This is a genomic window from Streptomyces rugosispiralis (assembly GCF_024505145.1).
In the GTDB taxonomy this organism is placed as follows: domain Bacteria; phylum Actinomycetota; class Actinomycetes; order Streptomycetales; family Streptomycetaceae; genus Streptomyces; species Streptomyces rugosispiralis.
In genome coordinates, this window is record NZ_JANIAA010000063.1 from 13,457 (window position 1) to 37,952 (window position 24,496).

At 69.6% G+C, this 24,496-nt stretch carries 22 protein-coding genes; 17 read left to right on the plus strand and 5 right to left on the minus strand.

Translation table 11 applies throughout. The annotated features are described in order from the left end of the window. The first annotated feature begins 92 nt into the window (after window positions 1–92). The 6 genes from NP777_RS44380 to NP777_RS44405 all read left to right on the plus strand — a co-directional run bounded on the left by NP777_RS44380 (window position 93) and on the right by NP777_RS44405 (window position 6,134). On the plus strand, window positions 93–344 hold the full coding sequence (locus NP777_RS44380) for a hypothetical protein (protein ID WP_256655882.1): 252 nt from the start codon (window positions 93–95) through the stop codon (window positions 342–344). After that, entirely contained in the window at window positions 341–1,765 is a 1,425-nt protein-coding gene (locus NP777_RS44385; protein WP_256655883.1) for an amidase, read from the plus strand. Before NP777_RS44380 ends, NP777_RS44385 begins: the two co-directional genes overlap by 4 nt. Window positions 1,766–2,099: 334 nt before the next feature. After that, window positions 2,100–3,368: an NAD(P)/FAD-dependent oxidoreductase gene (locus NP777_RS44390; RefSeq protein WP_256655884.1), complete on the plus strand. Its 1,269-nt coding sequence runs from the start codon at window positions 2,100–2,102 to the stop codon at window positions 3,366–3,368. Between the two features lie 92 nt (window positions 3,369–3,460). Continuing rightward, window positions 3,461–3,919: an SRPBCC family protein gene (locus tag NP777_RS44395; RefSeq protein ID WP_256655885.1), complete on the plus strand. Its 459-nt coding sequence runs from the start codon at window positions 3,461–3,463 to the stop codon at window positions 3,917–3,919. A gap of 214 nt (window positions 3,920–4,133) precedes the next feature. Then, window positions 4,134–4,916, plus strand: a complete 783-nt coding sequence (locus tag NP777_RS44400; RefSeq protein ID WP_256655886.1) for an IclR family transcriptional regulator — start codon at window positions 4,134–4,136, stop codon at window positions 4,914–4,916. 102 nt (window positions 4,917–5,018) lie between these two features. Next, window positions 5,019–6,134 (plus strand): PP2C family protein-serine/threonine phosphatase, encoded by a 1,116-nt coding sequence (locus tag NP777_RS44405; RefSeq protein ID WP_256655887.1) that lies wholly within the window; start codon window positions 5,019–5,021, stop codon window positions 6,132–6,134. Window positions 6,135–6,272: 138 nt separating this feature from the next. On the opposite strand, the gene gdhA is transcribed toward NP777_RS44405, so the two are convergent. Beyond that, window positions 6,273–7,619, minus strand: coding sequence for an NADP-specific glutamate dehydrogenase (gene gdhA / locus NP777_RS44410; protein WP_256655888.1), 1,347 nt, complete (start codon window positions 7,617–7,619; stop codon window positions 6,273–6,275). Between the two features lie 374 nt (window positions 7,620–7,993). On the opposite strand from gdhA, the gene NP777_RS44415 reads away from it, so the two are divergent. From NP777_RS44415 to NP777_RS44425, 3 genes are all read left to right on the plus strand, one after another. After that, window positions 7,994–8,770, plus strand: a complete 777-nt coding sequence (locus NP777_RS44415; protein ID WP_256655889.1) for an ABC transporter ATP-binding protein — start codon at window positions 7,994–7,996, stop codon at window positions 8,768–8,770. Beyond that, the gene (locus tag NP777_RS44420) at window positions 8,767–11,301 is read left to right on the plus strand and encodes an FtsX-like permease family protein (RefSeq protein ID WP_256655890.1); all 2,535 of its coding nucleotides are present in this window, start codon (window positions 8,767–8,769) and stop codon (window positions 11,299–11,301) included. The genes NP777_RS44415 and NP777_RS44420 overlap by 4 nt, the downstream gene beginning before the upstream one ends. 255 nt (window positions 11,302–11,556) lie before the next feature. After that, window positions 11,557–11,823, plus strand: coding sequence for a hypothetical protein (locus tag NP777_RS44425; RefSeq protein WP_256655891.1), 267 nt, complete (start codon window positions 11,557–11,559; stop codon window positions 11,821–11,823). Between the two features lie 176 nt (window positions 11,824–11,999). Here the strand turns inward: NP777_RS44425 and NP777_RS44430 are convergent, their stop codons facing one another. After that, window positions 12,000–12,662: a response regulator transcription factor gene (locus NP777_RS44430; protein ID WP_256655892.1), complete on the minus strand. Its 663-nt coding sequence runs from the start codon at window positions 12,660–12,662 to the stop codon at window positions 12,000–12,002. After that, entirely contained in the window at window positions 12,650–13,816 is a 1,167-nt protein-coding gene (locus NP777_RS44435) for a sensor histidine kinase (RefSeq protein ID WP_256655893.1), read from the minus strand. Before NP777_RS44435 ends, NP777_RS44430 begins: the two co-directional genes overlap by 13 nt. Window positions 13,817–14,063: 247 nt before the next feature. Here NP777_RS44435 and NP777_RS44440 point away from each other — a divergent pair, with 247 nt between their 5' ends. Next, window positions 14,064–14,231, plus strand: coding sequence for a hypothetical protein (locus NP777_RS44440; RefSeq protein ID WP_256655894.1), 168 nt, complete (start codon window positions 14,064–14,066; stop codon window positions 14,229–14,231). Window positions 14,232–14,769: 538 nt separating this feature from the next. Here the strand turns inward: NP777_RS44440 and NP777_RS44445 are convergent. After that, a complete protein-coding gene (locus NP777_RS44445; RefSeq protein WP_256655902.1) occupies window positions 14,770–15,384 on the minus strand; it encodes a helix-turn-helix domain-containing protein in 615 nt (204 codons plus the stop codon). Between the two features lie 61 nt (window positions 15,385–15,445). Here NP777_RS44445 and NP777_RS44450 point away from each other — a divergent pair, with 61 nt between their 5' ends. The 5 genes from NP777_RS44450 to NP777_RS44470 all read left to right on the plus strand — a co-directional run bounded on the left by NP777_RS44450 (window position 15,446) and on the right by NP777_RS44470 (window position 20,870). After that, window positions 15,446–16,393: an alpha/beta hydrolase gene (locus NP777_RS44450; RefSeq protein WP_256655895.1), complete on the plus strand. Its 948-nt coding sequence runs from the start codon at window positions 15,446–15,448 to the stop codon at window positions 16,391–16,393. A 165-nt stretch (window positions 16,394–16,558) separates the two neighbouring features. Next, window positions 16,559–17,602, plus strand: a complete 1,044-nt coding sequence (locus NP777_RS44455) for a CPBP family glutamic-type intramembrane protease (RefSeq protein ID WP_256655896.1) — start codon at window positions 16,559–16,561, stop codon at window positions 17,600–17,602. Between the two features lie 116 nt (window positions 17,603–17,718). Further along, entirely contained in the window at window positions 17,719–18,048 is a 330-nt protein-coding gene (locus NP777_RS44460) for a hypothetical protein (RefSeq protein ID WP_256655897.1), read from the plus strand. Window positions 18,049–18,873: 825 nt separating this feature from the next. Continuing rightward, window positions 18,874–19,248, plus strand: coding sequence for a GIY-YIG nuclease family protein (locus NP777_RS44465; protein ID WP_256655898.1), 375 nt, complete (start codon window positions 18,874–18,876; stop codon window positions 19,246–19,248). A 23-nt stretch (window positions 19,249–19,271) separates the two neighbouring features. Next, window positions 19,272–20,870, plus strand: coding sequence for a DGQHR domain-containing protein (locus NP777_RS44470; protein ID WP_256655899.1), 1,599 nt, complete (start codon window positions 19,272–19,274; stop codon window positions 20,868–20,870). A 216-nt stretch (window positions 20,871–21,086) separates the two neighbouring features. Here the strand turns inward: NP777_RS44470 and NP777_RS44475 are convergent, their stop codons facing one another. Next, the gene (locus NP777_RS44475; RefSeq protein WP_256655900.1) at window positions 21,087–22,520 is read right to left on the minus strand and encodes a PIN domain-containing protein; all 1,434 of its coding nucleotides are present in this window, start codon (window positions 22,518–22,520) and stop codon (window positions 21,087–21,089) included. Window positions 22,521–23,285: 765 nt separating this feature from the next. On the opposite strand from NP777_RS44475, the gene NP777_RS44480 reads away from it, so the two are divergent. After that, window positions 23,286–23,522, plus strand: coding sequence for a hypothetical protein (locus NP777_RS44480; RefSeq protein WP_256655901.1), 237 nt, complete (start codon window positions 23,286–23,288; stop codon window positions 23,520–23,522). 2 nt (window positions 23,523–23,524) lie between these two features. Beyond that, window positions 23,525–24,331 carry a helix-turn-helix domain-containing protein gene (locus NP777_RS48790; protein WP_391858698.1) on the plus strand — a complete coding sequence of 269 codons (807 nt, stop codon included), beginning with the start codon at window positions 23,525–23,527 and terminating at the stop codon, window positions 24,329–24,331. Window positions 24,332–24,496 lie beyond the last annotated feature (165 nt).

The window sequence follows — 24,496 nt, forward strand, 5'->3', positions numbered from 1 at the left end:
CGGCCGCCCCGCCTCTGTCCGCCGGGACAAGGCGGGGGCGGTCGCTTGTTGGCCGTCCGGCACGATGCCCGCCGCGCGGGGTGGTCTGTTGCATGCCGCGCGGTCCCCTCGCGCCCGAGGTGGAGACCCACCATCTGAACGCGGACCTGATCGCGCCGGCGGTCAAGCTGCCGGTGGCGGCCGCCGTGACGGCGCTCTTCCGCCGCCCGGCCGCGTCCCCAACCATGGATTCCGCCCCTGGGGCCCATGAGGACGGTGAGACCCGTAAGGACAGTGAGCCTTACGGGGCCCGCGGTCCGAAGACCCGCGCAGCGATGACCACAGAGGAAGGCGAGCGACCGTGACGACGACGGATGACGATCTCTGCTTCAGGACCGCGCTGGACCTCAGCGCGCTGCTGCGCTCCCGCGAGCTGTCCGCGCGGGAGCTGCTCGAGGCCCATCTGGCCCGTATCGAACGGGTCAACCCGGCCGTCAACGCGATCGTCACCCTCGTCGCGGACCGCGCCCGCGAAGCCGCCCGGCAGGCCGATGAGCGGATCGCGGCGGGGGAGGAGCCCGGGCCGCTGCACGGGCTGCCCATCGCCCACAAGGACCTCCACAACACCGCGGGCATTCGCACCAGCCACGGCTCGCCGCTCGCCGACGGCGTGCCCGACCAGGACGATCTGCTGATCGAGCGGATACGGGCCGCCGGGGCGATCACCCTCGGCAAGACCAACGTGCCCGAGTTCGGGGCCGGTTCGCACACCTTCAACCCCATATTCGGCGCCACTCACAACCCGCACGACCTGGGCCGCAGCGCGGGGAGCAGCAGCGGGGGCGCGGCGGCCGCGCTGGCCTCCGGCATGGTCCCGATCGCGGACGGCAGCGACACCGGCGGCTCGCTGCGCAACCCGGCCTCGTTCTGCAATGTCGTCGGTCTGCGCCCATCGCCCGGGCGCGTCCCCAACTGGCCCTCCCTGACCGCCTGGGGCACGCTCGGCGTCAAGGGGCCGATGGCCCGTACCGTGGCCGACACCGCCCTGCTGCTGTCCGCCATCGCCGGGCCCGACGCGCGGTCGCCGATCGCCCTGGAGGAGCCCGGCGCCCGCTTCGCCCGCCCCCTGGACCGCGATCTGACGGGGCTGCGGGTGGCCTGGTCGCCGGATCTCGGGGGACTGGTGCCGGTCGAGCCCGAGGTGGCCGCGGTGGTCGAGTCGGCGGCGGAGGTCTTCACCGGCCTCGGCTGCGTCGTGGAGCGGGCCTGCCCGGACCTGACCGAGGCCGAGGAGGTCTTCCGCACGCTGCGCGCCTCGGTCTTCGAGGTCGCCTTCGGCCCGCTCATGGACCGTCACCCCGACGGGCTGAAGCGGGCGATACGGGAGAACGCCGAGCAGGGGCGCAAGCTCACCGGGCCGGACATCGGCCGCGCGGAGGTGCTGCACACGCTGCTCTACCACCGCGTCCGGGAGTTCTTCGGCCGCTATGACGTGCTGCTGCTGCCGGTGAGCCAGGTGGTGCCCTTCGACGTCGGCATCGAGTACCCGACCGAGATCGCCGGGGTGGCCATGGACGACTATCTGGACTGGATGCGCTCGGCGTACCTGATCAGCTCGACCGGCAGCCCCGCGCTGTCCGTACCGGCCGGGTTCACGCCCGGCGGCCTTCCCGTCGGGGTGCAGATCGTCGGGCCGCACCGGGCGGACTTCGCGGTCCTCCAGGTCGGCCACGCCTTCGAGCGCGCCACCGGGCACTGGCGGCGGCGCCCGGCGGGGATCGAGTAGCGCACGCCCCTGGATAATCCGTGACCCCAGCCCCGGCTCCCGGCGGGTCCCCAGCCTCCCGGCTCCCGGCGGGTCCCCAGCCTCCCAGCCCCCGGCGGGTCCCCAGCCTCCCAGCCCCCGGCGGGTCCCCAGCCTCCCAGCCCCCGGCGGGTCCCCAGCCTCCCAGCCCCCGGCGGGTCCTCAGCCCCCCAGCCCGGCAGGCCGTGAGCCCCCGCCACAAGACTCCGTTTGTCCCCGGCGACAAGACCGGCCGTGCGCTCTCGGCCTCCGGGCCAGTGCGGGGACCGGTCTCCTCCCCGATGATGGCGTTTCACCCATGGGAAGGAGCGCATCCGTGCCCACTGCCACCGGTTCGTCCCGTCCACCGCGCAGCGCCGTCGTCATCGGCGCGGGCATGGTCGGCCTCGCCACCGCCTGGTCGCTGCGGAACCACGGCGTCGAGGTCACCGTCGTGGAGCGGCGCCACCCCGCGGCCGGGGCGTCCTGGGGGAACGCCGGCTGGCTGTCCCCGGCCCTGACGCTGCCGCTGCCCGAACCGGCGGCGCTCCGTTACGGGCTGCGCAGCCTGGTCTCCCCCGAGTCGCCCGTCTACATCCCGCCCAGGCCCGACCCCCGGCTCGCCCGCTTCCTGCTCACCTTCACCCGGAACTGCACCCCGCGCCGCTGGCGGGTCCTGGCCGCCACGTTCGCCACGCTGAGCCGCCATGCGCTGGACGCGTACGACGCGCTCGCGGCGGACGGCGTCGCCGAGCCGACCCGGCCCGCCGAGCCCTGTCTGATCGCCTTCCGCACCGCGGCCGAGCGCGCCGCGATGGTCGCGGAGCTGGAGCACGCCCGCGCGGCCGGTTTCACGATCGCGTACGAGCGGATGGACGGGGACCGGGCCCGTGCGCTGGAGCCCGCGCTCGGCGACGGCATCGGCGCGGCCATGGAACTCCACGGCCAGCGCTATCTCAACCCCGGGAACTTCGTCCGCGCCCTCGCCGACGCGCTGCGCAAGCGCGGCGGCGAGATCCTGGAGCGGACGGAGGTGTCCGGTATCCGGGACCTCGGACCGGCGGGCGTGGCCGTCACCACCTCCGGGGGCCAACTCCGCGCGGACGTCGCCGTCGTGGCCACCGGCGCCTGGCTGGACCCGCTGGTCCGTCCGTTCGGGGTCCGGGTGCCGGTCCAGGCCGGACGCGGCTACAGCTTCAGCGTCCCGGCCGAGGGCGCCCCGACCCGTCCCACGTATCTGGCCGCCCAGAAGGTCGTCTGCACCCCGCTGGGCGAGGGCCGGGTGCGGGTCGCCGGAATGATGGAGCTGGCGCCCGCGGACCGGCCGGTGGACCCGCGCCGCATACAGGCGATCATCGCGGCGGCCCGGCCGCTGCTGCGGAGCATCGACTGGGACGCCCGCACGGACACCTGGGTCGGCGCCCGTCCCTGCACCCCCGACGGACTGCCGCTGATCGGCCCGACCGGCTCGCCGCGCGTCTACGTCAACGGCGGGCACGGCATGTGGGGCGTGGCCCTCGGCCCGCTCAGCGGACGGCTGCTGGCGGACGCCATCGCGACCGGCGCCTCCCCGGCCGAACTGGCCCCGCTGCATCCGCTGCGCTGATCGGCTTCGGTTCCCGCCCGCTCATGTTTTGGCTGGGCGGTCCCGGAAACCCGCCATGGTGCGCGACGCGACAACGTCGAAAGGAGTCACCGATGAGCACCGTGCGGGAGTCCGTCGAGGTTGGGGTTCCGCTCCACACCGCGTACAACCAATGGACCCAGTTCACCGAGTTCCCGAGGTTCATGGAAGGTGTGGATCAGGTCACCCAGGTGGACGATCGCCATAACCACTGGGCGACCTCCATCGCCGGTGTGCACCGGGAGTTCGACACCGAGATCGTGGATCAGCTTCCCGACGAGCGCATCGCCTGGCGCACCACCTCCGGTGATGTCCAGCAGCAGGGCCTGGTCACCTTCGAGCCCGTGGACGAGCGCCACACCCGGGTCAATCTGGCCCTGGTCTTCGAGCCGAGCGGGATGGCGGAGAAGGCCGCGGACATGACCGGGACGCTCGACCGGCGGGTGAAGGGGGACCTGCGGAGGTTCAAGGACTTCATCGAGCGGCGCGGTGAGGCGGAAGGCGCCTGGCGCGGCCGGATCTCCCCCGGCTGACCTCGAAGAGAACGACCCGCGAGCCCGCCGCAAGCCCACCAGCCCGCGAGGGGCAAGCCCGCGAGCCCGCAAGTCCGCGAGGGCGCAAGCCCGTGAGGGCGTCGACCCCACCGGTCGGCGCCCTCGCGCGCGTTTCCGCGCGCGTCTCCGTGGAGATCGGATCCAGCGAGATCAGATCTTGCTCATCCGGTGATATCGGGAGCAAGCTGGATATATGGCTGCTCGAACGGCGCCTACGCTGATCTCATCCGTTCAGCGGGCCTTCCGGTTGATGGAGGCAGTGGGCGCGCACGAGGGCGGTGCGCCCGCCAAGCGGCTCGCCCGGGAGACCGGGCTGCCGCTCGCGACCACGTACCACCTGCTGCGGACAATGGCCCACGAAGGCTATGTGTCCCGGCTGGACGACGGCGGCTTCGTGATCGGCGACAAGCTGCGCGCCCTCGAGTCCGGCAGCCGTGAGCAGGTGATGCTCGCCCGGGTCCGGCCCGCCCTGGCCGCGCTGCGCGACGAGCTCTCGGCCGCCGCGTATCTCACCTTCTACGACGAGGGCGAGATCCGGATCGCGGACATCGTCGACGGCCCGCAGGCGCCCCGGGTCGATCTGTGGGTGGGGTGCGAGGACGCCGGGCACGCCACCGCGCTGGGCAAATGCGTGCTGCGCGAGCTGGGCGACGAGGCCCGCCACGACTATCTCTCCCGCCATCCGCTCGTCGATCTCACCCCGCGCACCGTCACCCGCTCCGACGACCTGCTGCGCCGCCTGGACTCCCCGACCGGAAGTCCCCTGGTCGCGGACCTCGAGGAGTACGCCCTGGGCACGGTCTGCTTCGCGGTGCCGATCTACTACGGCGAGGACCGGCTCGGCTCGCTCGGGATCTCGCTGCGGGCGGACCGGCTGGCCCGGCTGACGGAGCGGGATCCGCACCGTGAGCTGTTCCGGACCCACCTGGTGCCGACGGCGAGCCGGGTGAGCAGGAACCTCTCGCTCACTATCTGAAAACGCGGGCCTTGCCGAATCTATCGAATCGCTGTTTCTCTGGATTAAACGGACACCTTCGGTATCACTTGCCCCCGTGGAGAGAGAGCAGCGAAGCAGGTCATGTTCCCGGCCCGACTCCGCCCGTACGACCCGGACCAACCGGACGGCACTGGGCTCATAGGCCCCGCGGTCCCCGTCATCATCATCTGTGGTGTGGCCCTGCTCGCCCTCGTGACCTCGGAGGGGCTGGCCTGGCTGCCACTGCTCGCCGTCGGCCCGGCGCTCGCCGCCGCCCACTACGGGCCGCACGGAGTGATCCGGATCGGGGTGCTCGCCGTGGCGGTGGGCGCGCTGCTGGGCACCCAGGGCAACGAATTGATGCGCACCCAGGCGATCATGCTGGCCACGCCCGCCGCCGTGGCCCTGGCGAGCTGTGGGGCCAGCGCCCTGCGCAGACGCCGTGAGCGGGTACTCGCCGCCGTCCGCTCGGTCGCCGAGGCCGCCCAGAACGCCCTGCTCACACCGGTGCCCGCCCGGGTCGGCCAGTTCCAGGTGGCGGTCCGCTACAGCGCCGCCGCCGCGGAGGCGCGGGTGGGCGGCGATCTCTACGCCCTGCTGCCGACCCCGCACGGGGTCCGGCTGATCGTCGGCGACGTACGCGGCAAGGGGCTGCCCGCCGTGAGCACCGCCGCCCTGGTGCTCGGCGTCTTCCGCGAGGCCGCCTACGACGAGCCGAACCTGCTCGACGTCGTCGCCAGGATCGAGCGCAGCCTGTCCCGCAACCTGGCGCCCGACGACTTCGTCACCGCCGTGGTCGCCGGATACCCCAGCGAGGGCCGTATGGAGCTCGTCAACTGCGGACACGCCCCGCCGCTGCTGGTCGGCGAGACCGGGGTCCTCGCCGTCGAGCCCACCCGCCCGGCCCCGCCGCTCGGGCTGGCCTCCCTGGGCGGCGAACTGCCGAGCCTCCAGGTGGTGCCGTTCGCCGAGGGCGACCAGCTGCTGCTCTACACCGACGGGGTCATCGAGGCGCGGGACCGCGGCCGGGAGTACTTCCCGCTGCTGGAACGGGTGCCGCGGCACATCTGCGACGAGCCCTCCCGCACCCTCGCCTCGCTCCACGACGAGCTGCTGTCCCATGTGGGCGGCCGGCTCCACGACGACGCGGCGCTGCTGCTGCTCCGCAAGCCGGTGCTGGGCGCGGTGCGCAAGGCGGTGGACGTGCCGTCGGCGTGACCGGATGTGCCGTCGGTGTGACCCGTGGTCGTCCGACCCGCTCAGCGGCTCCGACGGATCGGCTCGGACGCCTGCGACGGATGGATCGCCTCGGACGCCTCCGGCGGATCGGCTCAGCGCCTCCGGCGGCGGACCGGCTCAGACGACGCCCTGGGCGGCCATCGCCTCCGCCACCCGTACGAATCCGGCGGCGTTCGCGCCCAGGGCGTAGTCGTCGGGGGAGCAGCCATAGCGGTCGGCGGTGGTCCGGCACAGGGTGTGGACCTCGGTCATGACGGCGGCGAGGCGGGCCTCGGTCTGGGCGAAGGTCCAGCGCTCGCGGGAGGCGTTCTGCTGCATCTCCAGCGCGGAGGTGGCCACACCGCCCGCGTTGGCGGCCTTACCGGGGCCGAAGAGCACATCGGCCTCCCGGAAGATCTCGATCGCCGCCGGAGTGCAGGGCATGTTGGCGCCCTCGGCCACGGCCAGTACACCGTTCTTGACCAGGGCGATCGCGCTCTGCTCGGTCAGCTCGTTCTGGGTCGCGCAGGGCAGCGCGACCTCGCAGGGCAGCTCGAAGACCGAGCCGCGGCCGGAGAAGACGGCGCCCGGCTTGGTGTCGGCATAGGCGGAGATCCGCTGCCGCCGGACCTCCTTGATCTCCTTGAGCAGGGCGAGGTCGATACCGTCCGGGTCGACCACATGGCCGGAGGAGTCGGAGCAGGCCACCACCCGGCCGCCGAGCGCGTGGACCTTCTCGATGGCGTAGAGGGCCACATTGCCGGAACCGGAGACGACGACCGTAAGGCCGTCGAAATCCCTCTTGCGGGTGCGCAGCATCTCCTGGACGAAGTGGACGGTCCCGTACCCCGTGGCCTCGGTACGCGCGGGCGAACCGCCCCAGGAGACCGGCTTGCCGGTCAGCACACCGGCCTCGAAGCGATTGGTCAGCCGCTTGTACTGGCCGAAGAGATAGCCGATCTCGCGGGCGCCCACCCCGATGTCACCGGCCGGCACATCGGTGTGCTCGCCCAGATGGCGGTGGAGCTCGGTCATGAAGGACTGGCAGAACCGCATGACCTCGCCGTCCGAGCGCCCCTTGGGGTCGAAGTCCGCGCCGCCCTTACCGCCGCCGATGGCGAGGCCGGTCAGCGCGTTCTTGAAGATCTGCTCGAAGCCGAGGAACTTCACGATGCCCAGATCGACGCTGGGGTGGAAGCGCAAGCCGCCCTTGTAGGGGCCAAGCGCGCTGTTGAACTCCACCCGGAAGCCCCGGTTGACCTGGACCTCGCCGTCGTCGTCCACCCACGGCACCCGGAAGACGAGCTGCCGCTCCGGTTCGCACAGCCGCTCCACGATCCGGGCCTCCAGATACTCCGGATGCGCGCCGAGCACGGGGGCGAGGGCCGGCAGCACCTCGCGCGCCGCCTGGTGGAACTCGGATTCCCCGGGGTTGCGGTGCACGATCTGCGCGTAGACGGCCTCGATACGGGCGCTGACGTCCATGGGTGGCTGGTGCCTCTCTGTAGGCTTCTGTCTCATATGCCGGTCCTGTGGGGGTCCAGGATCTTGTCCCCGGCGGGGTTCACCACGGCGGCGCGCCCAGGGAGTCGCCCGCGAACCCGGAAGACCGGGAGGGGGAGAGAGCCGCGGAAGGCCGGGGGGAGAGCCGTGGAAGACCGGGGCTTCGGACCGCCGGCGGGCCGCGGCGGACCTGCGGAGATCGAGAGGTGGTGGAGCCAGCTCCACCACCGGGCCGGAGGGCCGTACCCCTCCCGGTCCGGGACCGCGCTCTCTCCCGCCCGCCCGCGCCCGTTTCTAGCGTTCTTCGTGACCGGCGGACCCGTTTGTTCCGCCCGGCGCGACAGAGGGGCGGAGAGATGAACCGGCAGTGGCGCGGCCGTACGACGGCCACCGCGGAGCGGACGGGGACCTGGCACCATGCGCTGGCCCTGGACGGGGTCACCCGGGAGTACCGGCCGGGGGTCGTGGCGCTGCACCCCATCCATCTGACGGTGCCGCGCGGACGGTTCCTCGCGGTGATGGGCCCCTCGGGGTGCGGGAAGTCGACCTTGCTGCAGTGCGCCGCCGGGCTGGACCGGCCGACGGCGGGCGCGGTGCGCATCGGCGGCACGGAGCTGTCCTCGCTGAACGAGGCGGGGCTGACCCGGCTGCGGCGGGAGCGGATCGGCTTCGTCTTCCAGGCGCACCACCTGGTGCCGTCGCTGAGCGTCGCGGAGAACGTCGCCCTGCCGCTGCTGCTCGGCTGCCACAGCGCCGACGGCCGGGAGCTGCGGGCGCTCGCCGCGGTCGGGCTGGGGGACCGGGGCGGCGCCATGCCGTACGAACTGTCCGGCGGGCAGAGCCAGCGGGTGGCGATCGCCCGCGCGCTGGTGACCTCGCCCGACATCGTCTTCGCCGACGAGCCGACCGGGGCGCTCGACCCCGCCGCCGCGGAGGAGGTGCTGACGCTGCTGCGGCAGGCCGTCGACCGTGACGGCCATACGGTCGTCATGGTCACCCACGACCCGTTCGCCGCCGCCTGGGCGGACGAGGTGCTGTTCCTGATGCGGGGGAAGCTGGTCCGGCGGCAGGAACGGCCGGAGGCCGCCGACATCCGCCGCGTCCTCAAGGACCTGGGAGGGCGGACCGCATGAAGGTGGCCGCCCTACTGGCCGCTCGCGCCACTCGTGCCCACCGTAAGGCGTGGATCGCCGTCTTCGCCGCGCTCGCCCTCACCTCCCTGCTGCTCGGTGCCTTCGGGCTGACCCTCGTCTCGGCCTGGAGCGCGCATCCACGGGTGGAGCGGTACGCCGGGGCCGATCTCGTGGTGGCCGGCGACCAGACCACCCGCTTCAGCGCGACGTCCCTGGGCGAACGCGAGACCGCGAGCGCCGGGCTCACCGAGCGGGTCCGGATCCCCCGGACGGCGCTGAGCGTGGTGCGAGGGGTGCCCGGGGTGCGGACGGCCCTGCCCGACGTGGAATTCCCGGTGGGCCTCGCGGGCCGGTCCGCCACCGGCCACCCCTGGGAGACCGCCCGCCTGGCGTCGTACGCACTACGGACGGGACGCGCCCCGGAGCGTGCGGACGAGGTGGTGGTGGGCCGTGGAGCGGGCCGCCTCGGCGGGCCGCTGACGCTGCGCGTGGACGGCCGGGACGCGGCGTACACCGTCGTGGGCATCGCCGACGGCCCCCGTACGGCCGTGTGGTTCACCGGAGCCGAGGCCCGGCGTCTGTCCGGCCACCCGGAGACCCTGGACGCCATCGGGGTCGTCGCCGAACCCGGTACGCACCAGGCGGAGCTGGCCGGGCGGGTGCGGAAGGCCCTGGACACGGCCGGTGTCACCGACGTCGGGCAGCGCGCGGACGGCGACCCGGCCACCGTGCGCGTCCTGACCGGAAGCGCGCGTGGCGAGGCCGAGTTCCTGGCCGCCGCGCCCGCCCGTGGCGAGCTGCTGGCGGCGCTCGGCTCGGTGGCCGGAGCCGTGGTCCTCGTGGCACTGCTCGTCGTGTCGTCGACCATCGTCCAGGCGCTGCGCCAGCGCTCCCATGAACTGGGCCTGTTGCGGGCGGTCGGTGCCACGCCTGGGCAGCTGCGCGGTGCGGTGGGCCGGGAGGTCGGGCGGGTCGCGGCCTGGGCGGCGCTGGTGGGCGCGGCCGGGGCGGCCCCCGCGTACCTGGGGCTGCGCGCGTTGCTGGACGCGCGGGGTGCGCTGCCCACCGGACTCGAGCTGACGCTGCCCCCGCTGTTGTGGCCCGCGCCCCTGGTCACCGCCGCCGTCACCGCCCTGGTGGCCCGGCTCGCGGCGCTCATCGGCTGCTCCAGGACCGCCAACGCGCGCCCGGCGGAGGCGCTGCGCGAACGGCCGCCCGGCAGGGCACGGGGCATCACCGGTCTTGTGCTGCTCGGCGTGGGCGCGAGTGCGGCCGGAACGGCCGCCCTCCAGCAGGGCGCGACCGCGGCGGCCGCGGCCGGTGCGGCGGCGGTGACGATGGTGATCGGCTGCGCGGTGCTCGGACCGTGGATCGCCGAGGGGGCGATGCGGCTGCTCGGCGCCCCGCTGCGGCTGTTCGGACCCGGCGGCCGCCTGGCCGCCGCCAACTGCGCCGCGTCCGCCCATCGGCTGGGCGCGGCGATCACCCCGATCGTGCTGGTCACCGCGTTCGCCGGGGTGCAGCTCTCCGGGGGCGCGACGATGACCCACGCGGGCGATGCCCAGGCCCGCCAGGTGCTGCACGCCGATCTCGCGGTGCACGCGGACGGCGGCCTTACGGCCGGTGCGGTGGAGCGGATCCGCGAGCTCCCCGGGGTGCGGGCGGCGACGGAGGTCGTCCCCGGCACGGTACTGCTGGCGCGCAGCCAGCTCGGCGCGCCGGAACTCGAGCGGCTGCCCGTCTTCGGCGTCACCCCGGAGCGGCTGACGCGCACCCTCGACCCGGGCGTGCGGAACGGGGACCTCGCCCGGCTGCGCCCCGGCACCGTCGCCGTGGGCGCCGACCGCGCGGACTCCCTCGGCGCCCGGCCCGGCTCCACGGTGACCCTGCGGTTCGGGGACGGCCAGGAGGCGCGGCTGCGGGTCGTGGCGACGTACGAACGCTCCATCGCGCTCGGGGACTTCCTCCTCTCCCGCGATGAGCTGCTGCGCCACACGTCGATGCCCGGCGCGGGACGGATCCTGGTCGCCGCCGCGCCCGATGCCGACCGTAAGGCGCTCACGAAGGCGCTGGCGCGGGCGGTTTCCGGGGCCCGGGTGGAGCCGGACCCGGCGCCCGTAAAGGGCGAGGCGGCGGGCCAGGCGCTGGCCGAGGTGGTGTCGGTGGCGGTGGTCGCGGCGATCGGGGCCTTCACGGTGATCGCCGTCCTGAGCACCCTCGCCCTCATCGCCACCGGCCGCCGCCCCGAGCTGCGCCTGCTGCGGCTCGCGGGCGCGGGCCGCAGCCAACTGCGCCGGATGCTACGGCTGGAGGCGGCGGCCACGGTGGTGACCGGCCTGGTGGTGGGGGCGGTCGTGGCATCCGTACCGCTGCTGGCCTTCAGCACGGCCATGGCGGGCACGCTGCCGTACCTGCCGCCGGTGCAGGCCGCGGCGATCGTCTCGGTGGTCGTGGCCACCGCGGCGGCGGGCTCACTGCCACCGGTGTGGCCGACGCTGCGGGGCCGGTATCCGCGGGCGGCGGGGCGCTAGGGGCGGCCGGGGACGGGACCGGGGACGGGGCTGGGGACGGGCCGCGTCCGGAGCCAGGGCCGGGGCGGACCGCGACCGCCGTACGGGACACATATCCGGACACCCACGCCACCAGGCCGGACATCCTCCGGCCTGTCCGGGACAGCGGCTCGCCCTTGCTGAGCCCCGACGGCCGGAGCAGGTTCGTTCCCGATCCGACCAAGAGCCGTGCGACAGCCGTCGCCGACTCCCGAACTCCTGGTGAGGAGAGCGCATATGCGTATCCGTCACACTCTCGCGACCGTTGCCCTCGGCGGTGTGATCGCCCTCGGCGCGATGTCCGTCCCGGCGCAGGCCACGTCGGCCGATGCCGAGATCACCGCGCCCCGGACCGTCGCGGAGGAGCCGACGCAGAAGTACGACAGCTACGTCACCCTGGGCGAGTGCAAGAGCGTGGGGGCGAACGGAGAACTCCACGGCCGGTGGCTGGCGTGGAAGTGCGTCAAGGCCCTCCGCTGGGAGCTCTGGGTGCGGTACAGCTGAGCGGGCGGGGCGGGGCGACGCACTCGCCCCGCCCCACCGTCCGTCACGTGTTACGACGCGCCCTGCCCCGCCGCCCCACCGTCCGTCACGTGTTACGACGAGCCCTGCCCCGCCGCCCCACCGTCCGTCACGTGTTACGACGCGCCCTGCCCCGCCGCCCCACCGTCCGTCACGTGTTACGACGCGCCCTGCCCCGCCCCCTTGTTGAGATACGCCAGGACCGCCAGCACCCGCCGGTGCCCGCTGTCGCTCGGCGGCAGGCCCAGCTTGGCGAAGACATTGCCGATGTGCTTGCTGACCGCGCGCTCCGAGACCACCAGCGTCGCGGCGATCGTCGCGTTGTCCCGGCCCTCCGCCATCAGGTGCAGCACCTCGCGCTCGCGCGGCGTCAAGGAGTCCACCGGATCGTCCCGGCGCCGCGTCATCAGCTCCTTGACCACCTCCGGGTCCAGCGCCGTACCGCCCGCGACCACCCGCTCCAGCGCGTCCAAGAACTCCTCGACCCGCCCCACCCGGTCCTTCAGCAGATAGCCGAGCCCGCTCGCCCCGTCGGCCAGCAGCTCGGCCGCGTAGGTCTCCTCGACGTACTGCGAGAGCACCAGCACGGGCAGACCGGGCATCTCCCGCCGCGCCGCGAGCGCAGCGCGCAGCCCCTCGTCGCGGAAGCCCGGCGGCATGCGGACGTCGAGCACGGCCACGTCCGGGCGGTGTTCGAGGAGGGCGGGCAGCACCTCGGGGCCGCTGGAGGCGACGGCCACCACCTCGTGCCCGGCGGAGTTCAGCAGCAGGACCATGCCCTCCCTCAGCAGAGCGTTGTCCTCGGCGATCACCACACGCACGGCAGCTCCACTTCGATCAGCGTCGGTCCCCCGGCGGGGCTGGTCATCTCCACGGTCCCGTCGAGCGCCGCGACCCGGCGCCGCATGCCGAGCAGCCCGCTGCCGCCCGAGGGATCGGCCCCGCCCCGTCCCTCGTCCCGTACCGCGACCCTCAACCTATCGGGCATCCGGACGAGGCCGACCGACGCCTGTCGCGCCCCGCTGTGCTTGGCCGCGTTGGTCAGCGCCTCCGCGATCACGAAGTACGCGGCCGCCTCGACCGCCGCCGGGGCCCGGGGCCCGTCCTCCACCCCGTCGTCCCGTACGGACACCTCGAGCCCGCTGCCCGCCGCGAGCGCCCGTACGGCGCCGACGAGTCCGCGATCGGTGAGGATCGGCGGATGGATGCCGCGCACGACATGGCGCAGCTCGGTGAGGGCCTCCTCGGCCTGGTCCTGCGCGTCCGCCAGCAGCTTGTGCGCCGCGTCGGGGTCCTTCTCGTACGCGCGCCGGGCCAGCCCCACCCGCATCGAGAGCGCCACCAGGCGCGCCTGCGCACCGTCGTGCAGGTCCCGCTCGATGCGCCGCAGCTCCGCCCCGTGCGCGGCGACGGCACCCGCCCGGGTCTCGGACAGCTCCTCCACCCGCTCGGCGAGCCGGGCGCTGCGCAGCGCCTCCGGCGACGGCAGCAGCAGCGCCCGCGACCACGCCGCGTCGAGATCGACGAGCCGCTCGATCAACGGCAGCACTACGGCCCGTTGCTTCAGCAGCCCGCACCACACCCCGTCGACGAGCAGCCCGATCACCCATACCGGCATCGCACAGCAGATCAGCAGCCAGCCGTAACCCGCGTGGGCCACGAGCCAGCGCAGATCGCGGTACGTGGCCGGATCCCCGACCGCCACCCGCGCCCGCGCGAACGCCTCCCCGGTCAGCGGCCGGTACGCCTCGGGCACCGGCTCCCCGGTCCAGGCGCCCACCAGCCGCCGCTTGTACCCGGCCGTCCTGCGCAGCAACAGCACCGACTCGGGCAGCACCCCGGCCCCCACGACGGTGGCCATGGCCACGGCGGCGAAGATCACCACCCCGATGGACAAGTACGAGGCCAGGGCCAGCCCGGCCGCTCGCAGCAACTCGACCGAGGCCCACCCCGCCCGCCGCACCGTCTCCCGCATGGCCGTCAGGCTAAGCGACCGGCCGGGCCGGCGGGAGCGGAGTGCGCAGGCCGGTAGGTGAATCGGCGGGGGTGTAGCCCGCTACACCACGGATCCGGGGGAGTGGCCCATCGAGCGGGCGAGGCGAACGCGGAATCGTAGACCTCAGCAAACGAACCCCCGACCGTTGGAACCCGACCGCTGGAACCCGACCGCTGGAACCCCCGACTCGCCGGCCCACCAAGGGCCCCTCCGAAAGGAACCCGAAATGAAGTCCCTGCTCTGGCTGGTCCTGGCCCTCGCCGTCATGGTCAACGTCGCCTCCAGCCTCGCCTTCGACGGCATCGCGCAGATCCTGGTCAGCATCGTCACCGGCCTCACCGCCATCGCCACCGCCACGGCCCTCTATCTGACCCGCGACCGCCGCACCGCCTGAGCGGGTGCACCGGCACCTACCTCACCTCGTACATCCCCCGCCACCACCGACTGTCCGGAGCGTCCACACGAACGATCCTGGCCCTCGCCGTGATCTTGGCATCGAGGGCCCAGACGAGCACCCGCAGCTCACGCGCGCTCTTCTTGGGCAGGGCGTGGAGCGCGGTCTCGAGGAAGTCGCGAAAAGATCCGGGATCGCAGCCACACTCATACATCTCGCACCGAGGCCCCCAGAAAGCGTCGGTCACTCCTCTGAGCGGACCGTGGGCCAGGGCCCTCCAGTGCCAGAAGGCTTCCTCGATCGCCTCGGGCCAGAAACGGGTGCGCTCGAGCCGACGCAGATCGGCGGCGCAGGCCCCCGAAAGACGGTCGATCGGCGGATACCGCCGACGCCTCAGAAGACGGACCGGAATATCGTCCCGCAGGGCTGACGGGCGCCTACGCGGCATGGCCCTTTCGACAGCTGGTCATGCGGGCCAACGTACCGCCCACGAAGGGCGGCCGACCAAGCGTTTTTCGACAGCACGCTGCCGGGTCGCTCAGGCCCCGGCCCCGGCCCCGGTATCGGCCCCGGCCCCGGTATCGGCCCCGGCCCCGGTATCGGCGTCGGTATCGGCGTCGGCCGCGGTGGGATTGTCGGGTACGAGCACGAAGCTGACGATGTGGCGGGTGCGGCCGTCACCCGGGGTGGTGTGGGTGCGGCGGGCCACGGCGGCTTCGATTTCCTCGACGAGTTCGGCGAATTCGTCGTCGGTCAGCCATACCGCGCCCTGTCGGTAGACGACACCTTCGCGGGCGGGATCGGCGTCCTCGCGGGAGAGGTAGCGGTCGAAGTCGGCCATCAGGGCTCCGGTGAACACGGTGAAGGCCTGCCGGTGATCGTCCTTGGTCATGGCGGTGCGGGCGTCGGCGTCCACGACGGCTTTGTCCTGGCGTACCCGGTAGCTGCGTTCGACGGTGCCGCGAACCTGCCTTTCGTGAACCACTTCCAGGATGCCCGCCTGGGTGAGAGTCGCGATGTGCCGGTACATCGTGGCCGCCGGAACGTCGGGCAGCCGGTCGCGCAGCTGCGCGGTGGTCAGCTCGTCGGCGCCGACCAGGGTTTTCAGGATGCGCATCCGAACGGGGTGGAGGAGGAGGTTCGCGGTTGGCATGACTCCAATGCTCTCATATCTGATAACGTTCTCGTAGTTGAGAACAATGAGAGGCGGAGCCTTGCCCGAGATCGACATGACGGTCACCGCGGCGGACGGGACCCCTATGGCCGGCACCCTGACTCTGCCCGTCGGTCCCGGCCCGCACCCCGCCGTCCTGCTCCTGCACGGCTCCGGCCCCCTGGACCGCGACGGCAACAGCCGTAAGGTCCGGATGAACCTCGGCCGACCGCTGGCCGCCGCCCTCGCGGCGGAGGGTCTCGCCGTGCTGCGCTACGACCGGCGTGGCACGGGAGCCACCCCCGGCGCCTGGCGGGCCACCGGCTTCACCGACAACTACAAGGACGCGGCCGCCGCCCTGCGCGCCCTGGCCGACCACCCCGCCGTCCGCCCCGCCGCCATCGGCGTCATCGGCCACAGCGAAGGCGCCCTGCACGCCATGAGCCTCGCCGCGCGTCATGACGTGGGGGCGGTGGTGCTGCTGGCCGGTTACGCCCGCCTGGGCGAGGAGGCCCTGCGCTGGCAGGCCCGCTCGATCGTTCAGGGCCTGCCCGCCCCCGTCCGCCTCCTGCGCCGACCCCTGGGGGCCTTGGGCAGCCGGGTCCTCGCCCGGATCAAGAGGACCCGTACGGACGTGGCACGCATCGCCGGATTCCCGGTCAACGCCCGCTGGATGCGCGAGAACCTCGTCCACGACACCCGTGACGACCTCATCGCCATCCACACGCCCGTCCTGGCCGTCACCGGCGACAAGGACCTCCAGGTGGACCCCGCCGACCTGGACGAGATGCGCCGACTGGTGCCGGGCGGGGCCGAGATCCACCGCATCCCCGACCTCACGCACATCCTGCGCCGCGACCCCGGGCGCCACACCCTCCGCTCCTACGGCCGCCTCCTGCGCGACCCGGTCGACGCCGCCCTCCTGAACCTCATCACCACATGGCTCGCCCGCCAACTGGGCGCGACCTCCGGGCAGCTGCGCGCCGAGGGGCGAACTCACTCCTCCTGAACCCGGCGCACGAGCGCCCGCGTGCCCGCAAGACCACCCGCGCCCGCAAGACCACCTACGAACACCTGACACCCGGAAAACTTTGGCATGCCTGCTACAACTCTCCCCGCATCCTCCTCGGCCCCCTCCACCCCCGACCGCCACCGAAGCGACCTGATCCTGTTCATGGTCATCGCCTTCGGCGTGAGCTGGGCGTCTTGGTTCACGGCGGTCGGACTCGGCGGATCGGCGACGCAGACCCCCACGGTCCTGCCCTACCTCTTCGGCGCGTTCGGCCCGTTGATAGGTGCCCTGGTGATCCGGGTCCGCCGCGGCCGCCGCGGCGAGCCCGCCCCTGAACATGTGGTCCGGTTCCGGTGGACCACCCTGTCCTGGGCGCCGCTGCTCCTGACGCTGGCCTCGGCGACCGTGCTGTCGGCCGCACTACTGGCACACGCGGCGGGCGGCCCCGCGCTGAGCTGGAACGACGCCAAGGAAGTGATGCGGGACGCCGGCGGGCCCGCGGCGTTCCTCGTCGGCATGGTGATCTCCGGCCCGCTGTCCGAAGAGCCAGGCTGGCGCGGCACCGCCTACCCGAGGATGCGCGCGTCGATGGGTCGCTTCCGGGTCGGCCTGGTGCTGGGCGTCATCTGGGCCGTATGGCACCTGCCGCTGTTCTTCATCGACGGAACCGTCCAGAACGAACTGGGCCTGAAGTCCCCGAGCGGTGTGCTCTTCGCCGTCAGCACCATCCCGATGGCCATGCTCACCGCCTGCGCCTACGAACGTTGCCGGCGTCATCGCGTCGATCGCGGTGCATTTCGCGGTCAACACGACGATGGTCCTACTGGACGTCAAGACCCCCGTGACCCAGGCCATGATCATCGGAGTCCAGGCCATCCTGGCAGCACTCCTCCTGACCACCACCCGCCCGCCGAGCAAGCCCACCGCACCCACACCCGCCCCGACTGTCCTCGCGCCCCTGGGCGATTGACCACCGCCCTCGCCCATCACGCGGCTCCACTGACCCCGGCCCGATCCGGAAGACCACAAAGGGCCCGGACCAATACTCGGTCCGGGCCCTTCGGGTTGCCCTCGCGGGCGGCTGCGGAGGATACGAGATTCGAACTCGTGAGGGGTTGCCCCCAACACGCTTTCCAAGTCTGTTGGTGTCTTGCGGGGCTATGGGCAGGGTCGTTCACCTGCGTTCATGCGCGGTCGGTCGTCTGAGCGGCCACCTTCTCTGGTCTCGCCTGGACGGCCGTGAACGGCGTTGAATGAGACGGAAACTGAGACGGACGGCGGTGCCGGGCTCGCTAGCATTTTCGCTACTGAAGGGGGGAGCTATGGCACTGGTCCGCAAGGGATCACGACGGATCGTGGTCGACGGCACGGCCTACCGCTGGCGTCTGCAACGCAGGCCGACCTACTCCCAGGGCCTGGCCTGGTCACCGTGCACGTTCGCGGTCGAGCATGCAGACGCTCCCGGGACAACGCTCGTAGTCATGACCAACCAGCCGCACCCGAGCAACTGGGTCGGGCGCGAGGCCAAGCCTGTCCTGCCCGCCGACGTTGCCGAGGCGATCGAGCTCGCTCTTCGCGCAGGCTGGGCCCCAGCAGCTCCGGGCCGCCCATTCCACCTCGATCGTAGTGCTGGCTTCGACTCCTCGCACTGAGCGGCAAGGCGCAGGACCTGAGCTTGGGGATCACGGGCGGTCGACACGGATCACGGCGCTGACCAGCGCAAACGAGCACTGACGGCAAGCTGCCGTGCCTGCCGCAGCGCCCGTCGTTGACCGCTATTTACCGCCCCATCTGGTGTGCATCTGGTGCGGGCTCCGATTCGTCCTGAACAACACGCTCCTGGTGTCGGAGCGCGCGGGCGTTGGCGTCAAGGCCGAGACCGCGCGTACGGAGCCTAGGTGATCAACTCCTCATGAACCGATCAGAGCTGAGATCGAAAGGATCAGGGCTGCTAGGGAACACAGCAGTGCTCTCACGCTCGCTGCCTCTCGGCTGTGCGGCTCTACGCCTGGCGCAACCTGAGATCAGCTTGCAAGCTGTGATCACCGAGCTCACTACACCGCGAGTCCCCGTTGGTGCTCGCGCACACAGCTCCGGACGGGGCTTAACTCTGTCGTTCTACCTGGTCATGGCACCACAACTTGCCAGTCATCTGATACCCGTCTACGAAATGGTCCACAGTTGCGGAGGGCGATGGATCTTCCGTTTGGGAGATCGCCCCCGCCTGCATCGTCGCTACATCTGGTGAGGGCGGAGCGGGATCAGTGCCGGTGGCTAAGACTCAGGACGCGAAGTGTCGTGGTGTCCGAGTGCGGCGCACAGGTCGCATCCAGTGCTGGCTGAACCTAAGCAGACGAAACACCCTGCTGGCTCGCCCGCCTGGCCGTCAGGTACTAGCCAGGTCAAGCGTGTTGTCGTCGCAAGGTGTATGTTTTTAAAAATTGACCCAGTCATGGCTCGTCTGTCATGCTGATGGCATGTCAACTCGGGGAAGTTTTCAAAAACTTGTCTGGCACAGCACGCGCTCGGTCGCGCTGGCACACAAGGTGGTGCCGGACGTCCCCGGTGTCTACGCCTACGCGGAGCTCAGTGAGCTGCGGGGTTTGGCCATCACGCGGACCTGGATGTACGTGGGGAAGGGGCAGTCGTTGTCTGGTCGACTGAACCGTCACCAGGTGCATCTTGAGACCAATCGCCTGCTCCGTGACTGGTTGCACCGCTCTGGTGAGCGGGAGTTGCACTATGCGGAGGTCGAAGTGGACATGCTCGATCAGGCGGAGCGTGACCTCATCAGCCAACTCCAGCCGCGCTTCAATCGCACGCGTTACGCCCAGCACTCCCTGTCGACCTGACCGCCCACCGCACTGGAGCATCAATGGACACGCAAATTCCCCCTAGCCGTGCCACGGACATCGAAGCGATCGCGGAGGCCCGCAGGAAACACGATGAAGTGATCGCCGACCTCCTCGAGACCTCCATCTCCCGGGAAGACGCATTGTTCGTCGAGGTTGCCCACATGGGCGGGACGCCCTCCTACATCGCTTCTGTCTCCCTCGAGTGGATCCGCCGCCAGGTCAACCTGACCGACACCATGCCGCTGCTTAAGAGGAGCATCGACAAGGAGACGGGCAAGTTGCGGATCGACGAGGAAAGCATTGAGATCATCTCTCAACGATCGATCGACTGGTCCCGGGAAGCAGTGCTCGCCAAGTATCTCATCGAGCGCGACACACACAAGTTCCCGCCTATTCTGGCCGTGCTCAGTCAGCCTTGGGTTGACGATCCGGATAGCGAGATGTGGGACGAAGAGGGATGCGCCAAGGAGGCATCCATCGCCTTCCGGCGTCTCGACGTTCGCGGGCGCCTGGGACTGATCGACTTGAGTGCCAAATCGCGACTGTATGCGCTCGACGGGCAGCACCGCGTGATCGGCATCAAGGCCGCTCTCGAGCTGATCAGCACTGGCCGTCTAGACGTCAGGGACAAAGATCGAAAGGTCAAGCGCGACGAGATGCTGAGCCTGGACGATCTCGTCGCTGAAAATGGTCTCGACGAGGCGCAGCTACAGCAGCTTGGTGACGAACGGATGGGCATTGAGATCATTCCGGCGGTCCTCAAGGGGGAGTCGCGGGCGGATGCCCAACTGAGAGTCCGTACCACGTTCACCCACGTCAATAAGCAGGCGTCTCCCCTGACTCCGGGTGAGATTGCTCAGCTGGACGAGGATGACGGCTTTGCTATCGTCGCGCGACGCGTGGCGGTGGGCCATCCTTTCCTCACGCGTGTCAAGAGCGCCGTTAACTTCAAGAACAGCACCATCTCGTCACGCTCTGTCCCTATCACCACGCTGCAGACCCTGACATGGATGGCGAGGACTTATCTACTTGCACACAACGACTATGCCGGTTGGGCAACTAAGGGCAAGGAACTGGCACGTCGTCCCGAGAAGGCCGGTCTTGCCCGTGGCGTAGCTGACTACACCGCTTTGTGGGATCACATCGCGGAACTACCGACATTCCGTGCAATCGCTGCTGGCGAGCCAGTAGCTCGCCACAGGCGCTTCGCTCACGAGGACAAAACCGGCGTTGGATACGGGCACCTGCTGTTGCGGCCAGTAGGCCAGCAAGCGTTGGCCCAGGCGGTCGGACTACTCCATGCCGAGGGTATGTCGCTGGATCATATCTTCGCCAAGCTGACTACTCTTGATCGCCGAGGTGCACTTAGGCTGGATGCTGTCGAGAATCCCTGGTGGGGAGTCCTCTACGACATCAATGGTAAACGAATCAGCATCAAGGGGCGCGAAACCGCTATCAAGATTCTCCGTCACATGGTTGGTGGGCTCCCCACCGAAAAGGACCGTAAGGTGCTGCGCGAGGCGATTGTCGAAGCCCGATCCATCGGCGATGGCGAATGCCGTGACTACACCAATAATATCGTCCCCAAAAGCAAGATCGGCCTGCCTGAACAGTTGTAGCACAGGCGTTGTCCACAGCCCTGGGCTATGCCCTCTGCGGTAGTGGCCCAGGGCTCAACAGTGCCTCCTCGGACAACTGCCGGGCGAGCATATGCTGCGCGAAGCGTACGAACGGGGACCAGATTGTGTGCCGTAGGCAGACGACAGCCTAATCGCTGCACTTCCGCGGCGAAATTTTCCGGTGAGATCCAGGCTTCAGGATTCTGTTGCGCGTGGTCAGGCGGGCAAAAGGTCTAGCTTCCCCATCCACCGCAGAAGAAGCTCACTTTGGGTAACGCTCAGGTCTAGATCGGGCTGCTCGTCCAGCAATTGCTTTACCTCAGCTACGGAGGCCCCTTCAGCAAGCATCTGACGGGCCTCCTGAGCTCCCAGGATCCGATCCATGAATAGCCTCCGCAGCAATTGGGCGTCGCGGCTCTCTACGAACTTGCGACCGTGGGAGGTGAGCAGGATTTGCTCTCCCCGCACGACAGACAGGCCGAGGGATACCAGGTTCATTAGTCTCTTGCGCGCCTCGGGCTCGAGAGTGACACTCGTGAAGAACTCCATGAACTTTTTAAGGCAGGTTTTCAGGTGGGGGTTCTCCTCGACCAGCTGGGCCATGAGCCATAGCGTCTCGACGTAGTCATTGCTGCGACCCCCGGGGACCTTGGCTAGCCGGAAGCGCGAGCGGGTTGCGGCGTGGCGCAACGCGTCGGCGTCGGCTTCGACTGCCTCCAGGTGTCGCAGGGCGTCGACCGAGTTCCGGTCGACTTGCTTTTCGAGCTGGAAGACATTGCTAACCTGCTGCATCAGAGTGCTAGGCTCGACCATGAAGAGTCGTAGCCCAGTGAGATCACGCAGCTCATTCACCAACTCGATACGCGGAAGCCGAACGGCTTTGGTCGAAGCCTTCCGCCACCAGTCTTCCTTCAAGTCCCGAGTGACGAAGAGGATATCCTTCTCGTGACTCTGGGCAGCATCCATGATCTGACGCCAGACCAGATAGTCGCCGGCTGCCTCCTCGTCCTCCTTCTTTCCGCTCTCAAAGTCCTTGTAGCCCGGTGGTATTTGCTGGTCAGCTCTTTCCTTAGCTCGCTGCACTTCCTGAGCGTGCCGCTGTGGAGAGTAGGGGACTCCCACGCGTTGGTCGAGGAGTTGCTCTAAGGCGTTGATCACGGGATCGGTGTGGGTGTTGCGGATCCCCGGAACCCTATCCTTAGCTGCCTGTCGCTCCAGCCTCTCTTCGATGTCCTGGTATAGCTTCTCGGCACCATCAAGCTTCTCGTACATCGGTGAGACGATGTCGGTGTTATCGCCTATGTGGACGTTTCTAGCCCACTCATCCAGAGCACTGCGTGACCGATTAATGGAGCTTTTCAAGATTTCTGCCGCGGTGGAAGCCTTCTTGTCGTGGTAAGTGATGAGCTCTTCGCTCTGTCGGTTGCGCCAGAACTCGACCAGCACTTGGTGGGGTGCCCACAGGCGTTCGGCGATCGTCTTGAGGACGGTCAGCATGTCCTCGCGGACGCGCCCATTCATGCGGTACAGATCGAGCAGCACGTTGGTGTCTAGGACAACGAGGCCATGCCGTAGAACACGCTGGTAGTCGCGATCGGCAGGTGTGCGGTAGGCCTCGAATCCGTCAAACATGCCCTGTGGCGCGGTCATACTGCTTCCCTCCCCGGAAAGTTTCTGCCCATGGTCCCAGAGATGCAGAGTGTGAGACCAGGCGTTTTCCGTGCCGCACGTGCGATCTAGCCTCGGCGGCAGGCAACTCATGGGTGCTTCCGCGGGACTGGTCCCAGGTGCCAGCCACAGCCTCACGAACCCGAATAGCCCTGCCAGCGGTTCGGACCTCCCGTGGGGGCGTCGGAGCGTAGGGCGCGGACCCCTCGGAGACAGGCCTTCCTGTTGAGCTACCGGTCCGTCCCTGGTCCGGCGAAGGAGGGCGCGGCACCTCGTGGGCGCCCAGGCGTGTGCACGCTGATCAGCTACGGGCAGGAGGTTTTACGCAGGGACCTTTCCTCCAAAAGTAGCTTGGGCGGGGCTCTGCCTTGGGCTCGTGTGGTCCGCATCTGCGCTGATGGTCCGTAGGCATCCACGCTCGTCCGTCGGCGGACGGCGGGTTTTCATGCAGTTAGACACTCAGCCATGAATCGGCGGGGACATGAGGCTGGATGCCCTCGCCCGATCGGCACAAGGATGCGGGAATCTGTGGTGCGAAGGTTGGCCTGACCAGGTCTTTGCTGGGAAGAGCCCAGGTTTGCCAGTGCTCCCCGGCCTGGGCGATGCAGCGCTGCGGGAACCCATCTATCCAACTAGGGTTCGTCGCCTTTACCTGCCAGAATCGACCTACGCCGCCGAGCGGGGAATCCAAACTCGCCCTGTCCGTAGTGAGGTGGCCGGACAAGCCAGATTGGGGAAGAGGTAGTGATGGCATCTCAAGGTGATGTTTCTGAGTGTGTCGGGCAGAAGAGTTCGATCTCGATTCCTGAAGCGATCCTTGTAGTGATCGTGATTCTGCTGTTGGTGGGATACGCCCGGTGGGATCTCTCGATCGAAGGCGTGTTGATCATTGTCAGCGGCATCTGCGAGATTTCGAAACGCGCGGTGAACAGGTGGCGCCTTTGTGGTCTTCTGTCGCTAGCTGCGAGCCCAGGTGGTATCTAGCTGTGGGGCGGCGAGAGAAACCCATAGAGGCGCGTAGTAAGCAGCTGTACAGCCTTGCTAGTCGTCTCCGCATTTGGCGTGAGAAGGCAGGATACACGTACGAGCAGTTATCGCGTCACACAAGCTGCAGCGACGACACTTTGAGGCGTGCTGCCTCAGGAAAGACATTGCCTCGATGGGACGTCGTCCGGGAGTTTGCAGTTGCTTGTGGTGCAGATGCCTCGGAGGCCGAGAGGCTATGGGTCAAGGCGAGGGGGAGCGTATTCGGGCCTTCGGTTGGAAGTATGGCCAGCAAGGCCGTGCACATCGACTATGTGCAGAATTATGTGCAGCTTCACGCGGCGCTAGTAGGCATCTACAAGAAAGGCGGATGTCGATCTTACAGAGATCTGGATGATCGACTCGGCGGTCACGGTCGGCTTCCGCTTGCAACTGTGGGGCGGGTTCTCAACCTGAAGGGACGACCGCAACGGAACTTCGTGATCTCGTTTGCTGAGGCTTGCGGGGTGCGGGCATCTGAGCTGCAGTCCTGGGGGTTCGCGTGGGATCGAGCTGAAGCTGACCGTATCGAGACTGAGAAGCGCAAGAAAGATCGAAGATTGCGTGAATCGTCAGTAATGCTCTGTGGGAGATATCGTCCGGATGAATCTCCTGTCGAGCGGTACCGCATCGTTAGCTGTGCCGGCTGTTCCAAGGCGATTGTCCGTTGGGAGGGCAGTCTTGACGGACAATTTTGGTGCGATTACTGCGAAGGGGACCGGACCTCTAAGTCGGTTTGGGCCCCGAGGCCACGATCGAGTGAGACCTAGGGGAAGGCTCTCAGGTCGGTGGAGCGGCTTTGGGCTGGAGCTGCTTTTGGGGCGAGAGATCATGGCCCCGTAAGCTTGCGGCGCGTCGGGCAGGTAGTGGACCTGCCCGGTAAAGCACGACGTTGGGGCCATGATCTTAGAGGCTCGCCCCAAAGTGGCTGCCTA

Coding starts and splice junctions, on each gene's coding strand:
- NP777_RS44380 (WP_256655882.1), top strand. CDS start 93: ATGCCGCGCGGTCCCCTCGCGCCCGAGGTGGAGACCCACCATCTGAAC.
- NP777_RS44395 (WP_256655885.1), top strand. CDS start 3,461: ATGAGCACCGTGCGGGAGTCCGTCGAGGTTGGGGTTCCGCTCCACACC.
- NP777_RS44400 (WP_256655886.1), top strand. CDS start 4,134: ATGGCTGCTCGAACGGCGCCTACGCTGATCTCATCCGTTCAGCGGGCC.
- NP777_RS44405 (WP_256655887.1), top strand. CDS start 5,019: ATGTTCCCGGCCCGACTCCGCCCGTACGACCCGGACCAACCGGACGGC.
- gdhA (WP_256655888.1), bottom strand. CDS start 7,619: ATGGACGTCAGCGCCCGTATCGAGGCCGTCTACGCGCAGATCGTGCAC.
- NP777_RS44415 (WP_256655889.1), top strand. CDS start 7,994: ATGAACCGGCAGTGGCGCGGCCGTACGACGGCCACCGCGGAGCGGACG.
- NP777_RS44420 (WP_256655890.1), top strand. CDS start 8,767: ATGAAGGTGGCCGCCCTACTGGCCGCTCGCGCCACTCGTGCCCACCGT.
- NP777_RS44425 (WP_256655891.1), top strand. CDS start 11,557: ATGCGTATCCGTCACACTCTCGCGACCGTTGCCCTCGGCGGTGTGATC.
- NP777_RS44435 (WP_256655893.1), bottom strand. CDS start 13,816: ATGCGGGAGACGGTGCGGCGGGCGGGGTGGGCCTCGGTCGAGTTGCTG.
- NP777_RS44440 (WP_256655894.1), top strand. CDS start 14,064: ATGAAGTCCCTGCTCTGGCTGGTCCTGGCCCTCGCCGTCATGGTCAAC.
- NP777_RS44445 (WP_256655902.1), bottom strand. CDS start 15,384: ATGCCAACCGCGAACCTCCTCCTCCACCCCGTTCGGATGCGCATCCTG.
- NP777_RS44455 (WP_256655896.1), top strand. CDS start 16,559: ATGGTCATCGCCTTCGGCGTGAGCTGGGCGTCTTGGTTCACGGCGGTC.
- NP777_RS44460 (WP_256655897.1), top strand. CDS start 17,719: ATGGCACTGGTCCGCAAGGGATCACGACGGATCGTGGTCGACGGCACG.
- NP777_RS44465 (WP_256655898.1), top strand. CDS start 18,874: ATGTCAACTCGGGGAAGTTTTCAAAAACTTGTCTGGCACAGCACGCGC.
- NP777_RS44470 (WP_256655899.1), top strand. CDS start 19,272: ATGGACACGCAAATTCCCCCTAGCCGTGCCACGGACATCGAAGCGATC.
- NP777_RS44475 (WP_256655900.1), bottom strand. CDS start 22,520: ATGACCGCGCCACAGGGCATGTTTGACGGATTCGAGGCCTACCGCACA.
- NP777_RS44480 (WP_256655901.1), top strand. CDS start 23,286: ATGGCATCTCAAGGTGATGTTTCTGAGTGTGTCGGGCAGAAGAGTTCG.